The sequence below is a fragment of the Rhodopseudomonas sp. B29 genome, from assembly GCF_000333455.1.
GTDB lineage: Bacteria > Pseudomonadota > Alphaproteobacteria > Rhizobiales > Xanthobacteraceae > Rhodopseudomonas.
The window spans coordinates 1-13,177 of sequence record NZ_BADD01000276.1 but is presented as its reverse complement, the minus strand read 5'-3'; the positions used below and the strand labels follow the sequence as shown (position 1 = coordinate 13,177).

General features: G+C 64.9%; 12 protein-coding genes and 1 pseudogene. 4 read left to right on the top strand and 9 right to left on the bottom strand.

Features of this window, described 5'->3' with window-relative positions; genetic code table 11:
• Positions 1–164: 164 nt before the first annotated feature.
• From I5M_RS10140 to I5M_RS10125, 4 genes are all read right to left on the bottom strand, one after another.
• Positions 165–953 (bottom strand): 3-hydroxybutyrate dehydrogenase, encoded by a 789-nt coding sequence (locus I5M_RS10140; RefSeq protein WP_031336005.1) that lies wholly within the window; start codon positions 951–953, stop codon positions 165–167.
• Positions 954–999: 46 nt separating this feature from the next.
• Positions 1,000–2,136: a patatin-like phospholipase family protein gene (locus tag I5M_RS10135; protein WP_031336004.1), complete on the bottom strand. Its 1,137-nt coding sequence runs from the start codon at positions 2,134–2,136 to the stop codon at positions 1,000–1,002.
• Positions 2,137–2,223: 87 nt separating this feature from the next.
• Positions 2,224–2,736 (bottom strand): CAP domain-containing protein, encoded by a 513-nt coding sequence (locus tag I5M_RS10130; RefSeq protein ID WP_022721299.1) that lies wholly within the window; start codon positions 2,734–2,736, stop codon positions 2,224–2,226.
• Positions 2,737–3,198: 462 nt separating this feature from the next.
• The gene (locus I5M_RS10125; protein WP_022721298.1) at positions 3,199–4,233 is read right to left on the bottom strand and encodes a glutamine synthetase beta-grasp domain-containing protein; all 1,035 of its coding nucleotides are present in this window, start codon (positions 4,231–4,233) and stop codon (positions 3,199–3,201) included.
• 420 nt (positions 4,234–4,653) lie between these two features.
• Here I5M_RS10125 and I5M_RS10120 point away from each other — a divergent pair, with 420 nt between their 5' ends.
• Entirely contained in the window at positions 4,654–4,905 is a 252-nt protein-coding gene (locus I5M_RS10120) for a DUF2735 domain-containing protein (protein ID WP_022721297.1), read from the top strand.
• A gap of 83 nt (positions 4,906–4,988) precedes the next feature.
• Here the strand turns inward: I5M_RS10120 and I5M_RS10115 are convergent, their stop codons facing one another.
• From I5M_RS10115 to cysG, 5 genes are all read right to left on the bottom strand, one after another.
• The gene (locus tag I5M_RS10115) at positions 4,989–5,924 is read right to left on the bottom strand and encodes a glutaminase (protein ID WP_022721296.1); all 936 of its coding nucleotides are present in this window, start codon (positions 5,922–5,924) and stop codon (positions 4,989–4,991) included.
• Between the two features lie 460 nt (positions 5,925–6,384).
• On the bottom strand, positions 6,385–6,894 hold the full coding sequence (locus tag I5M_RS10110) for a DUF934 domain-containing protein (RefSeq protein WP_022721295.1): 510 nt from the start codon (positions 6,892–6,894) through the stop codon (positions 6,385–6,387).
• On the bottom strand, positions 6,881–8,536 hold the full coding sequence (locus I5M_RS10105) for a nitrite/sulfite reductase (RefSeq protein WP_022721294.1): 1,656 nt from the start codon (positions 8,534–8,536) through the stop codon (positions 6,881–6,883). The genes I5M_RS10110 and I5M_RS10105 overlap by 14 nt, the downstream gene beginning before the upstream one ends.
• 9 nt (positions 8,537–8,545) lie before the next feature.
• A complete protein-coding gene (locus tag I5M_RS10100; protein ID WP_022721293.1) occupies positions 8,546–8,860 on the bottom strand; it encodes a DUF2849 domain-containing protein in 315 nt (104 codons plus the stop codon).
• The gene (gene cysG, locus I5M_RS10095; RefSeq protein ID WP_022721292.1) at positions 8,857–10,290 is read right to left on the bottom strand and encodes a siroheme synthase CysG; all 1,434 of its coding nucleotides are present in this window, start codon (positions 10,288–10,290) and stop codon (positions 8,857–8,859) included. The genes I5M_RS10100 and cysG overlap by 4 nt, the downstream gene beginning before the upstream one ends.
• A gap of 292 nt (positions 10,291–10,582) precedes the next feature.
• Between cysG and cysP the strand changes: the two genes are divergently transcribed.
• The 3 genes and pseudogenes from cysP to I5M_RS10080 form a co-directional block, all read left to right on the top strand.
• Positions 10,583–11,617 carry a thiosulfate ABC transporter substrate-binding protein CysP gene (gene cysP / locus I5M_RS10090; protein ID WP_376738672.1) on the top strand — a complete coding sequence of 345 codons (1,035 nt, stop codon included), beginning with the start codon at positions 10,583–10,585 and terminating at the stop codon, positions 11,615–11,617.
• A 302-nt stretch (positions 11,618–11,919) separates the two neighbouring features.
• Positions 11,920–12,747, top strand: a complete 828-nt coding sequence (gene cysT / locus I5M_RS10085; protein ID WP_022721290.1) for a sulfate ABC transporter permease subunit CysT — start codon at positions 11,920–11,922, stop codon at positions 12,745–12,747.
• Positions 12,747–13,177: pseudogene (locus I5M_RS10080) on the top strand (sulfate ABC transporter permease subunit CysW); the annotation flags it as partial. The gene cysT and the pseudogene I5M_RS10080, both read left to right, overlap by 1 nt.

Here is a 13,177-nt window from a genome sequence, read left to right as displayed (position 1 = left end):
ATCTCGCGAGAAAGGCGCCCAGTGGGGCGGCCGTTTCAGGGGGCAGAATGGACCGTTGCCGCCAAAGGCGGCCGCGGGGGCGCCTGTTTTAGCGCCAAAGGCCCGGCCATTGGAAGGGCCGGGCCTTTTTGCCGTTCGGAGAGATTTGGTGCGGTGCGGCGGCCCTAGGCCGCGGTCCAGCCGCCATCCATGGACAGGTTCGCGCCGGTAATCTGGCTGGCGTCGTCGCTGCACAGATATACCGCCAGAGCGGCAACCTGCTCGGAAGTCACAAATTCCTTGGTCGGCTGCGCCGTCAGCAGCACGTCGTTGATGACCTGCTCGCGGGTCATGCCCCGGGCCTTCATGGTGTCAGGGATCTGCTTTTCGACCAGCGGCGTCCAGACGTAGCCGGGCGAGATGCAGTTGCAGGTGATTTTGTGGGTGGCGACTTCCAGCGCCACCGTCTTGGTCAGGCCGGCGATGCCGTGCTTGGCTGCGACGTAGGCGGCCTTGAACGGCGAGGCGACCAGCGAGTGGGCAGAGGCGGTGTTGATGATGCGGCCCCAGCCGCGCTTCTTCATGCCCGGCACCGCGGCGCGGATGCCGTGAAACGCCGACGACAGGTTGATGGCGATGATGGCGTCCCACTTCTCGATCGGGAAATCCTCGATCGGCGACACGAACTGGATGCCGGCATTGTTGATCAGGATATCGACCGAGCCGAAGCTGGTTTCGCCGAGCTTGACCATGTCGGCGATCTCGGCCGGCTTGGTCATGTCCGCCGGCGAGTACACGGCCTTCACCGAGAAGTCGGTCTCGATCGCCTTGCGCTCCTTCTCGATCGCGTCGGCTTCGCCCATGCCGTTGATAACGATGTTGGCGCCGGCCTTGGCGAGCGCGCGCGCGTAGGCCAGCCCGATGCCCGAGGTCGATCCGGTGACGACGGCGGTCTTGCCCGTGAGATTAGCCATCTTCTGCTCCTGTTCGATCGTCTGACGACGCGGCGCCGAGCGGCCGCTATTTGAATGCATCCCGGGTCAGGTCCCAGGTCACCATGGTCTCGCCGTCCTGTGGCCCGCGCTGCCACTCGTCGTGGCGCATCGAGACATAGACATCCTGCTCGCCGGATTTCCAGTGTTCGACCATGTTCAGGCGCGAGAAATCATAGTCCTTGGAGGACGCCTCGTAGTCTCTCTTACGGTAGATCAGATGCACCACCGTGACGGAGTTTTCCTTCGCCGCCTCGTGCAGGATCGTGTAGGTCGGATCGTTGCGCAGCTCGTCCGGCAGCCGCTCGATCAGGTGGCGCAACGCCTTGCGGGTGTTGTGGATCTGCTTGTTCTTGTCGGTGTTGAGCCGGGTGCGGCTGGAGAAGCGGATATCCTTCTCGCGCTCGGCGGCTTCCAGCAGCGTCTGAGGCAGCCGGCCTTGGGAGCTGAACAGGTCGACCTGAAAGATCAGCAGATCGTCGCGCTGCTCGCTGTCGAGCACGTAGTCGAGCGGCGTATTGGAGGCGATGCCACCGTCCCAATAATAGTGGCCGTCGATCTCGATCGCCGGAAAGCCCGGCGGCAGCGCACCCGACGCCATGATGTGCTCGGGGCGGATCGTCACCTGAGTGTTGTCGAAATACTCGAAGTTTCCGGTGACGATGTTGACGGCGCCGACGCTGAGCCGGATGCCGTTGGTGTTGAGCAGATCGAAGTCCACCAGGCGCTCGAGCGTGCTGCGCAGCGGCTTGGTGTCGTAATAGCTCAACGTTTCCGGATCGGCCGTCGGCATCAGATGCGCCGGCGGAAACCGCGGCGTGAAGAAGCCGGGCACGCCGAACGCCGCGATCATCGCCGCGCTGGCTTCGTTGAACAGAGAATGCGCGTGATCAGTGCCCAGCATCGGCTGCCACGGCACCGGCGACGACGCCATCTCCCAAAATTGCTTCAGCTTTTCGACCCGCTTCTCGCGCGGGTTACCGGCGATGATCGCCGCGTTGATAGCGCCGATCGAAATGCCAGCGAGCCATTCCGGCTCGAAATCGTGATGGCACAACGCCTGATATGCGCCGGCCTGATACGAGCCGAGCGCGCCGCCACCTTGCAGCACAAGCACGCGACGGGGGCGAGAGGTAGGCTTGGGATGATGGTGGGACGGATTCATGAGGCTCGCCGCGGACAGGATGGGCACCGTGGCGCTCCGCCTTTCCGGCGTCAATCGCACAGCCGGTCAAACCCGATCACGGCCGGGTTATCGCGGCGGCTCCGTGGAAGCCAGGATCAGCGTCCAGAATACTTTATATTTCGTATTCGGCGCGTAGCTCGCGGCGATGCCGAGCTTGGTGACGCCGCTCTTGAGCATGTTGGCACGGTGCGGCGGCGAGTCACGCCAGCCCGAGAAGGCTTCCGCTAACGTGTGATACCCCGCGGACACATTCTCGACCGCGATCACGGCCGGATAGCCGGAGGCGTTGAGCCGCTGCGCCAGCGGCGCCTTGACGTCATGGTCGAGCTTGTTGCGTCTCGCCATGTTGGCCGATTGATCCTCGCCGAGTTGGTTGAGCGCCGGATCGACCACCACGGCGCCAAGGCCGTTGTTCTGGCGATATTGCGAGATCATGATGGCGGCGGAGGCCGCATCGACCCTGGCGCCTTCGCGCGCCATGCTTTGATACATCGACGGCGTCTCGACCGACGGCCCGACCTCGCCGGCGCATCCCGCCAGCAGCAACAGGCCGACCACGGCCACAACCCCACGCCACATCGTGCAAATTTCCCCGAACACGCGCCGCATCGACTCCCCATGGCCGGTCGCGGCGTGAGCATCGGTTGTTGCACGCGAAGAGTGGCTGAAAGGTGAAGAGGGGGCGGCGTGACCGGAAAGTCAAAGACAGCGAGAACGAACGAGGGCTGATGCGCCGGTGGAGATTAAAACGCCGCAACATCGGCAGCGCGCTCCCTCGCCCCGCCCTTGCGGGGAGAGGGTTGGGGTGAGGGGCGCCGCGAGCACTGAGTCTCGGCCGCGCGGAAGCGCCCTCCTCACCCGGATCGCATCTGGCGATGCGATCCGACCTCTCCCCGCGCGCGGGACGAGGTTGCGCTGTGCGTGGGGAAGCTCGAACGGTTCATAAGACCCCCCCACAAACACCAACGGCCCGGACTTGCGTCCGGGCCGTTGCGGCGGGTGCCTTGGAGGATGAAGGCGACCCGCGGGTCAAGGCTTGGATCAGGCGGCAGCGGCCTTCGAGGTGGGGACTTCGGAGATCGTCTTCAGGATCTGCGAAGCGATCTGGTAGGGGTCGCCCATGGAGTTCGGGCGGCGATCTTCCAGATAGCCCTTGTAGCCGTTGTTGACGAACGAGTGCGGGACGCGGATCGAGGCGCCGCGATCGGCCACACCGTAGGAGAACTTGTTCCACGGCGCGGTTTCGTGCTTGCCGGTCAGACGCATGTGGTTGTCCGGACCGTAGACGGCGATGTGGTCGTGCAGGTTCTTTTCGAACTGACCCATGAGGGCTTCGAAGTACTCCTTGCCGCCGACTTCACGCATGTACTTGGTCGAGAAGTTGGCGTGCATGCCCGAGCCGTTCCAGTCGGTGTCGCCGAGCGGCTTGCAGTGCCATTCGATGTCGATGCCGTAGCTTTCGCACAGGCGCATCATCAGATAGCGGGCCATCCACATCTGGTCGGCAGCGGTCTTCGAACCCTTGCCGAAAATCTGGAATTCCCACTGGCCCTTCGCCACTTCGGCGTTGATGCCTTCGTGGTTGATGCCGGCGGCGAGGCAGAGGTCGAGATGCTCTTCGACGATCTTGCGGGCGATGTTGCCGACGTTCTTGAAGCCGACGCCGGTGTAGTACGGGCCCTGCGGAGCCGGATAGCCGGCCTCGGGGAAGCCGAGCGGGCGGCCGTCCTTATAGAAGAAGTATTCCTGCTCGAAGCCGAACCAGGCGCCTTCGTCATCCAGGATGGTGGCGCGCTTGTTGGACTCGTGCGGGGTGACGCCGTCCGGCATCATCACTTCGCACATCACCAGAATGCCGTTCTTGCGGGTGACGTCCGGGTACATCGCGACCGGCTTCAGCACGCAGTCCGAGCTGCGGCCTTCGGCCTGGTTGGTCGAGGAGCCGTCGAAGCCCCACAGCGGCAATTGCTCGAGCGACGGGAAGATTTCGAATTCCTTGATCTGCGTTTTGCCGCGCAGGTTCGGCACCGGCGTGTAGCCATCGAGCCAGATGTACTCGAGCTTGTACTTGGTCATGCGGTTCTCTCTGTTGAGGTTCGATCGTGGGATCCAGAGCGGACTGGAACCGCTCCCGGCGGATCAATCCGCGCGTTATGAAGCATTTATTGTGCCAGACGTGGACAGAACGTCGCACCTGCCGGCTGATTCTCCCGAGTGCACCTGGCTGCGCCGGCCATGTTGTCGCGACGCAGCAAAAGGGCGCGCGATTCTGGCTGATTTGCTTCGTATTTGCCCGAACCGGTTCTGGTGAGAAAAAATTAACCAGCGGCGCGCACGCTTTTGCACTGGTCGCCGGTGCCCAAAACGCAACCTTGCCGGCGCCCCGACGTTGGCCCGCTGAGTGATGATGAAGGCGGCAGTCGATCGTTTGCGCAAAAATGCGCCAACGAATGATCTTTCCTTGATCATCTTGCACGACACGCGGGCAGTGTCGATATGCTCAAACCCGGCCGGTCCTGCCAAGCACCCGCCGCCGACTTCACGAAGGAGACGAAGGAGACTGTTGTGAATAGCCTGAACCAGAATAGTGCCAAGATCTATCAATTCCCGGTCGGTGGCCGGGGTGGAATCGCCCGCCGTGAACGCGCCGCGGCCGAAACGGTCGCCAGCTCGGCCAATGTGCTGACCTGCACCAGCTGGTACCACGAAGCGGCCATGCGCGAAGATCAGACCATTAAGCCGCAATGATCAGACGATCCGAGGCGCCTTCGGGCGTACATCACCGCGACTGACGAAGGGCCGGCGTGCGAACGTTTCGGCCCTTTTGTTTTTCAGCCCCCGAAGATCGACCAGCCGAGCCGTTTGGTCAGCGCTTCCAGCGCGATGCGGCCGAGATGTGAATTGCCCGAGGCGTCGAGGCCCGGCGCCCAGACGGCGATCGAGGCTTTGCCCGGCGCCACCGCCAGCACGCCGCCGCCGACCCCGCTCTTGCCCGGCAGGCCGACGCGGAAGGCGAATTCGCCCGATCCATCATAATGTCCGCAGGTCATCATCAGCGCGTTGATGCGCCGCGCCCGCGTCGGCGACACCACACTGTGGCCGGTCGCCGGGTTGGTACCGTTGTGGGCCAGGAAGCGCCCGGCCATCGCGAGCTGCCGGCAGCTCATCGCGATGGCGCAATGATGGAAGTAGACGCCGAGCGTGTACTCGACGGGATTATCCAGTACCCCGAACGACTTCATGTAGTTGGCAAGCGCCGCGTTGCGAAATCCGGTACGCTGTTCGGACGCCGCCACGGCCTCGTCGATGGCGATGGTCTCGTCGCCGGCGAGAAACTGCATGAAGCGCAGGATTTCGCCGAGCGCCTCGCGCGGCTGGTGCCCCGACAGGATCAGGTCGGTGACCGCGATGGCGCCGGCATTGATGAAAGGGTTGCGCGGGATGCCGCGCTCGCGCTCGAGCTGCACGATCGAGTTGAACGGCGAGCCCGACGGTTCGCGCCCGACCCGCCGCCACAGCCGGTCGCCGACCTTGCCCAGCGCCAGCGTCAGCGTGAAGACTTTCGAGATGCTTTGGATCGAGAACGGCATGTCGGCATCGCCGGCCGCGGCGACATGGCCGTCGGCATCGATCACCACCAGGCCGAAGCGGCGCGGATCGACTCCTGCCAGCTCAGGAATGTAGCTCGCGACCTCGCCGCGATCGGTGCGCGCCGCCATCTCCGCCGCGATCTCGGCGACGACGCTGTCGAGATGAGAAGGGTTCATGGCGGCGCAGAGGAAGGCAACGATCGCCGCGACGCAAGTCCAAAGAGGATGCAGCAAGGGCATGCGCTCGGACGGCGGACGCGATGTCTTTGGCCGGCTCATTCGGTGAGCGTGAGGAGATGCCTCGCCGCAAGCACGGCGTGCTCCTTCTCCCCGCGCGCGGGGAGAAGGGTGGGATGAGGGGGCGCCTCGGCGCGGCCGAGCGCCGGCTATCTCTCATCCGCAGTACAAGAAGCTACACGAAACGCTCAGACTAGCGGAGGCGCCCCCTCACCCGGATTGCTGCGCAATCCGACCTCTCCCCGCGCGCGGGGAGAGGTTAGGTCGCGCCGCTCTGAAGAGATTGGTCGATGCCCTGCATTTCGTCATTGCGAGGAGCGAAGCGACGAAGCAATCCAGCTCGGTGCACGGAGCTGGATTGCTTCGCTTCGCTCGCAATGACGATGGAGAGGCTTCGACCTCAGCCCGCCGCTACCTTGTGCCGCTGCTTGCGGAGCTGCAAGGCGCTGAGGTGGCCATCGCCGGTGGGCTGATAGAATTCGGTGTAGCGATGCGTGGCTTCGTTGAAGGCGGCGGCGTCGCTGGGCTTCTTGGCGTCGAACGCATCGAAGCCGTTGCGGACCAGGAAGGTGAACTGGTCGCGCAGCACCTGGCCGGTGGCGCGGAGTTCGCCGCGGAAGCCGTAGCGCTCGCGGAGCAGGCGGGCCTGGCTGTGGGCGCGGCCGTCGCGGAAGGTCGGGAACACCAGCGCGATCAGCGCCAGCCGGTCGGCCCACGGCGCCAGCTCGGCGATGTTGCGATTGTTCGGCCAGATGACGCCGAGCGGGCTGTTGCGCCCGATCAGTGCCTCGGGATCGGCGAGGAAACGCGTCGCCGAGATCAGGGCGGGCGCGTCGCCCGGCAGCTGCGCGTCGTCGGCGACCGTGATGAAGTCGTCGGCGACGACGGCGCCGTTCTTAACGAGTGGCATAGACGCGCTCCTTGAAGGGCTCGACGCCCAGCCGCTTGACGGTGTCGACGAACAATTCTTCCGGCCGCTCGCGCAGCGCCAGATAGGCCTCGACGATGTCCTCGATCACGTCGGCGACCTGGTCGTAAGGCACCGCCGGCCCGATCAGTTCGCCGAGCTTCGCCTCCTCGTCGGCGCGGCCGCCGATGGTGATCTGGTAGACTTCCTGGTCGTTCTTCTCGACGCCCAAAATGCCGATGTGGCCGACATGGTGATGGCCGCAGGCATTGATACAGCCGGAGATATTGATGTGGAGCCGGCCGATCAGCCGGCCGGTCGCCGGATCGGCGAAGCGGCGCGACAATTCCTGGGCGATCGGGATCGAGCGCGCATTGGCCAGTGAGCAATAGTCCAGCCCCGGGCAGGCGATGATGTCGCTGACGTGGTTGATGTTGGGCGTGGCGACGCCGATCTTGTCGAGCGCGGCCCACAGCGCCGGCAGGTCGCGCTTGGCGACATGCGGCAGCGCCAGGTTCTGCTCGTGGCCGACGCGGATTTCGCCGAACGAGTATTTGTCGGCTAGGTCGGCGATGGCGTCCATCTGCTCGGCGGTGGCGTCGCCGGGCGGTCCGCCGACCGGCTTCAGCGACAGCGTGACGATGGCGTATCCCGGTTGCTTATGCGGCGCGGCCGAGTTGTCCAGCCACATCGCGAACGCCGGATCGGCCTTGGCCTTGGTGAGTTCTTCAGGGCTGTCGGAGAGCTTGGCGTAGTCCGGATAGATGAAGCGGGCGCGGATGTCCTCGATCATTTCGTCGTCGAGCGTCAGCGGCCCTTCGGCGATCTGCTTCCACTCTTCTTCCACTTCGGCGGCGAACTTGTCGATGCCGAGCTCGTGGACCAGGATCTTGATGCGCGCCTTGTAGATGTTGTCGCGGCGGCCGTACTGATTATAGACGCGCAGAATGGCTTCGACGTAGCTGAGAATATCACGGCCACGCACGAACGGCTTGATGGTCTTGCCGATGAACGGCGAGCGCCCGAGGCCGCCGCCGACCAGCACCTCGAAGCCGGTCTCGCCGGCGTCGTTCTTGCGCAGGCGCAGGCCGACGTCGTGGATCTTGATCGCGGCGCGGTCGTGGTCCGACGCCGTGATGGCGAACTTGAACTTGCGCGGCAGGAACGAGAATTCCGGATGCAGCGCGGTGTGCTGGCGCAGGATTTCGGCCCACACCCGCGCGTCCTCGATCTCGCCCGGCACCACGCCGGCCCACTGATCGGCGGTGACGTTGCGGGTGCAATTGCCCGAGGTCTGCATCGCGTGGATGCCGACTTCGGCGAGATCTGCGAGGGCGTCCGGCAGGTCCTTCAGCGCGATCCAGTTGAACTGGATGTTCTGCCGCGTGGTGAAATGGCCATAGCCGCGATCATAGGTGCGCGCCACATGCGCCAGCTTGCGGAGCTGCGCCGACGACAGCGTGCCGTAAGGGATGGCGACGCGGAACATGTAGGCGTGAAGCTGCAGATAGACGCCGTTCATCAGCCGCAGTGACTTGAACTCGTCTTCGGTCAGTTCGCCCGACAGGCGGCGCCGCACCTGGTCGCGGAATTCGTCGACGCGCTCGGAAACGATGGCGCGGTCGATCTCGTCGTAAGCGTACATGGTCAGCCTTTAAACCTGAGCCGGCAATTCGATGGTGACGCCGGTGTTGCGGATCTGCTCGCGCAGATTGCCGGGAAGGACAGTGCCGTTATCGGCGATCGTCACCGGCGCGATGTAGGGGCCGACCGCGCCGACATCGTCGGCGGTGGCTTCGGTCAGGAGCGCGCGGGCGGTTTCGCCGTCGCGCACGATGGCAGCGTCGTCGAGATCGGTGGACCAGCCGTGATCGGCGGTGCGCCAGATCACCACGCCGTCGGAGGTGCGGTTGGCGGTGACCACCGAGGGGCCGTGGATCTTGATCTTCTTCTGCAGCGGAGAGGTCATTCGGCGGCTACCTGAAAGCTCGAAACCAGTTGTTGAAGTTGTTGCTGACGCCACGGCGCCGAGTGCGCCACGACGTCGCCAATGACGAGGATCGCCGGCCCGCCGTCGACCTGGCCGACCAGCGTCGGCAGGTCATCCAGTGTGCCGACCGCGGCGCGCGCGTCCGGCCGCGTCACCCGCGCGAACACGCCGACCGGCGTCTGCGGCGAACGGCCGGCGGCAAGCAGACCTTCGCGCACGGTGGGCGCGGCGCTCATGCCCATGTAGACCACGACTGTCATCTTGGTATCGGTGAGTGCCGACCAATCGACCTGTTCGGCGTCCGTGGCCTTGTGGGCGGTGAGGAAAGTGATGCGCAGCGCCTCGTGCCGATAGGTGAGGGGCACTTCGAAATCAGCGGCGGCGCCGAGCGATGCGCTGATTCCGGGTACGACCGAGTAAGATACGCCGGCGGCGCGCAGCGCTTCGATCTCCTCGCCGCCGCGGCCGAAGATAAACGGATCGCCGCCCTTGAGCCGCACCGCGCGCTGGCCCGCTTTCGCCGCTTCGATCAGCAGCGCGTGGATAGCATCCTGGCCGATGCCGGGCTTGCCGACACGGCGGCCGACCGGCACCAGTCTGGCGTCGCGGCGGATGCGATCGAGAATCTCGGGCGAGACGAGTTCGTCGTAGAACACGACGTCGGCGTCGGACAGCGCGCGTAGCGCCTTCAGCGTCAGCAGGTCGGGATCGCCGGGGCCGGCGCCGACGATGCTGACATGGCCGCCGCTTCCGGGCAGCGAGTGCTGTGCGTAGTCGGATGGATCGGCGATCGTCGCCAGTTCGTGCTCGGCGGTCGCGAGCTTGCCGTCCAGCACGGCGCGGCCGATCGGGCCGTCGACGACGCGCTCCCAGAATTTCCGGCGCAGCGGGAAGTCGGCAATCTTCGTCTTCATCGGCGTGCGCCAGCGGCCGATCAGGCCGGCGAGTTCGCCGATCCGCGGCGGCAGCACGCGCTCGATCATCTCGCGGACGCGGCGCGCGACGACAGGCGACGAACCGCCGGTGCCGATCGCCACGACGACGTCGCCGCGATCCACGATCGCCGGGAAGATGAAGGTCGAGTGCGAAATCTCGTCCATGACATTGACGGGAACGCCGGCGGCTCGGGCCTTGGCGGCAAGCGGCGCGGCGAGATCGCCGGCACCCGCGCAGAGCAGCGCGATGGCGCAGCAGAGGTCGGGCGCGCTCGGGTCACCGTCCATGAAACTAATGCGGGCGCGGTCGGCTTCGGCAATTCCGGCGAGATCGCGGTTGCCGTCGGTCACGTACCAGCGCACGCGCGCTCCGGCCGAAAGCAGCAGCCGAAGCTTGGCGCGCGCCATCTCGCCGCCGCCGACCAGCACTACTGGTCCCGTCGCGAGATCGAGGAAGACCGGAAGAAACCGCATGACCGCTCCATGACCCGTCGGGCCGAAACCCACTCGGGTCTCCCAGAATTATTTTCTACGTGGAAGCCTTACAAGCCGCGCCGCAACATAACCATTCCTTTACACGGCGGCAGCAGTGCGGGGAATTTTCATCCCTCAGGAGCGCGCCGCGGAGATAGCCATTCTCCGGCGCTCAGCAGCTTCTCGATGCCAACCGTCGCCGTCGCGGTCGGTTCCGGTTTGGGCGGCTTCACACGCCTGCATGCGTCGACTATCTGACGGCCACCGCAGCCGCCGATTGCAGCGTCTTGCGATGTCTTTTGTCCGACAAGGAGCTCACGTGAATCGCTTGTCCCTCGCTCTGCTCGCCGGCCTCGGCGCGCTCGTCACCACGATGCCCGCGCAGGCGCAGGGCCCGGCAACGCTGCTCAACGTCTCCTACGACATCGCCCGCGAACTGTACGTCGAGATCAATGCAGCCTTCGTGCCATATTGGAAGCAGAAGACCGGTCAGGACGTCACCATCAATCAGTCGCACGGCGGCTCGTCGCGGCAGGCACGCTCGATCCTCGAAGGGCTCGAGGCCGATGTCGTGACTTTTAATCAAGTCACCGACGTTCAGGTGCTGCACGACAAGGGCAAGCTGATCCCGGCTGATTGGGCCAAGCGCCTGCCCAATAATTCATCGCCGTATTACTCGCTGCCCGCGTTCCTGGTGCGCGCCGGCAATCCGAAGAACATCAAGGACTGGGACGATCTGGTGAAGCCGGACGTCAAGGTGATCTTCCCGAACCCCAAGACCTCCGGCAACGCGCGCTACACGTATTTGGCGGCCTACGCGTTCGCCAAGCACAAATACGGCAACGAGGCCGAAGCGGATGCTTTCATCAAGAAGCTGTTCGCCAACGTGCCGGTGTTCGACACCGGCGGCCGCGCCGCGACGACGACCTTCGTCGAGCGCCAGACCGGCGACGTCCTGATCACTTTCGAGGCCGAAACCGACGCGATTCGCGACCTCGCCGGCGCCGACAAGTATCAAGTGGTGGTGCCTCCGACGAGCCTTTTGGCGGAGTTCCCCGTGACGGTGGTCGACAAATACGCCGATAAGCACGGCACGCGGGTGCTCGCCACCGCCTATCTGGAGTATCTGTATTCGCCCGAGGGCCAGACCATCCTGGCCAAGGCCTATAACCGCGTTCACGAGCCGTCGGTCGTCGCCAAGTTCAAGGACAAGTTCCCGGACGTGAAGCTGTACCGCGTCGAAGACGAATTCGGCGGCTGGGACAAGCTGACGGCCGACCACCTCGCCTCGGGCGCCAAGCTCGATCAGTTGTTCGGGGGACGGTGAGGCCGGCGGCGCTACTGAGCAACACCCTGAACGTTCGTCATTCCGGGGCGCGCGTAGCGCGAGCCCGGAATCCATAACCACCGCCGGGAGTATGGATTCCGGGCCTGCGCCCAAGAGGGCGCATCCCGGAATGACGAACGCGAGTTTTTCCGTCATTGTGAGCGAAGCGAAGCAATCCAGCCCAGTGCACTGAACTGGATTGCTTCGTCGCTTCGCTCCTCGCAATGACGAAGCGGTCAGCACTACACAGCAATGCGCTCTCACTTGAGCTTTCTCTAACTCACCCCCACCCGGATCACCCCTTGCGACGCAGCGTCATTCCAGGTTTCGGCCTCAGCCTCGGCATCACCGTGCTGTATCTCGGCGCGATCGTGTTGTTGCCGTTGGCGGCGTTGGTGCTCAAGGCGGCGGATATCGGGCCGGCGCAACTGTGGGCGATCCTGTCGTCGCCGCGCACTCTGGCTGCGATCCGCCTGACGGTGACGATGGCGCTGGCGGCGACGCTGTTCAACGCGGTGTACGGCGTGCTGCTGGCCTGGGTGCTGGCGCGCTATCAGTTTCCCGGCAAGCGCGTGCTCGATGCGCTGGTCGATGTGCCGTTCGCACTTCCGACTGCCGTGGCCGGTCTGGCGCTGACGGCTTTGTTCTCCAAGACCGGCTGGTTCGGCCCACCGCTCGAAGCGCTCGGCATCGGCGTGGTGTACACGCCGCTCGGTATCGCCATCGCCATGGCGTTCACCTCGATTCCGTTCGTGGTCCGCACCGTGCAGCCGGTGATTGAGGATCTCGGCACCGATGTCGAGGAAGCCGGCCGCTCGCTCGGCGCCAACGATCTGCAGATCCTCGTCCGCGTCATCCTGCCGTCGATCTTCCCGGCGCTACTGGCCGGCTGTTCGCTGTCGTTCGCCCGCAGCCTCGGCGAATTCGGCGCGGTGATCTTCATCGCCGGCAATCAGCCGATGAAGACCGAGATCGTGGCGCTGCTCGCCTTCATCCGACTCGAGGAATACGACTACCCGGCTGCCGCGGCGATCGCCGTGGTCATGCTGGCGATGGCGTTCACGATGCTGATCATCACCAATGCGGTGCAGGCTTGGCAGCTGCGCTATCTCGGCCGGGGAGGCGTGTGATGGAGAAGCCGACGCCGCCGAAGGACTGGATGGTGACGCCGGTCGGCGCCGGCCCGGTGACGCGCGTCGTCGTGCTCGGCATCGTGCTGGTGCTGACGCTGCTGATGCTGGTGGCGCCGCTCGCCGTCATCCTGGTCTCGGCGTTTTCTCAAGGCGTCGGCGTCTTTGTCCGCAACCTAGCCGATCCCGGCACGCTGCACGCCATCTTCCTGACCACGCTGACCGCGCTGATCGCGGTGCCGATCAACATCCTGTTCGGTCTCGCCGCGGCATGGACCGTCACCAAGTTCGACTTCCCCGGCCGCACGTTCCTGATCGCGCTGATCGAGCTGCCGTATTCGATCTCGCCGATCGTTGCAGGTGTCGCCTATCTGTTCGTCTACGGCTCGCAGGGCCTGTTCGGGCCGCTGCTCGAGCAGTTCGGCATCAA

Excerpts from the sequence above, each read along its gene's own strand:
- I5M_RS10140 (WP_031336005.1), bottom strand. The coding sequence starts at position 953 with ATGGCTAATCTCACGGGCAAGACCGCCGTCGTCACCGGATCGACCTCG.
- I5M_RS10135 (WP_031336004.1), bottom strand. The coding sequence starts at position 2,136 with ATGAATCCGTCCCACCATCATCCCAAGCCTACCTCTCGCCCCCGTCGC.
- I5M_RS10130 (WP_022721299.1), bottom strand. The coding sequence starts at position 2,736 with ATGTGGCGTGGGGTTGTGGCCGTGGTCGGCCTGTTGCTGCTGGCGGGA.
- I5M_RS10125 (WP_022721298.1), bottom strand. The coding sequence starts at position 4,233 with ATGACCAAGTACAAGCTCGAGTACATCTGGCTCGATGGCTACACGCCG.
- I5M_RS10120 (WP_022721297.1), top strand. The coding sequence starts at position 4,654 with ATGCTCAAACCCGGCCGGTCCTGCCAAGCACCCGCCGCCGACTTCACG.
- I5M_RS10115 (WP_022721296.1), bottom strand. The coding sequence starts at position 5,924 with ATGAACCCTTCTCATCTCGACAGCGTCGTCGCCGAGATCGCGGCGGAG.
- I5M_RS10110 (WP_022721295.1), bottom strand. The coding sequence starts at position 6,894 with ATGCCACTCGTTAAGAACGGCGCCGTCGTCGCCGACGACTTCATCACG.
- I5M_RS10105 (WP_022721294.1), bottom strand. The coding sequence starts at position 8,536 with ATGTACGCTTACGACGAGATCGACCGCGCCATCGTTTCCGAGCGCGTC.
- I5M_RS10100 (WP_022721293.1), bottom strand. The coding sequence starts at position 8,860 with ATGACCTCTCCGCTGCAGAAGAAGATCAAGATCCACGGCCCCTCGGTG.
- cysG (WP_022721292.1), bottom strand. The coding sequence starts at position 10,290 with ATGCGGTTTCTTCCGGTCTTCCTCGATCTCGCGACGGGACCAGTAGTG.
- cysP (WP_376738672.1), top strand. The coding sequence starts at position 10,583 with ATGTCTTTTGTCCGACAAGGAGCTCACGTGAATCGCTTGTCCCTCGCT.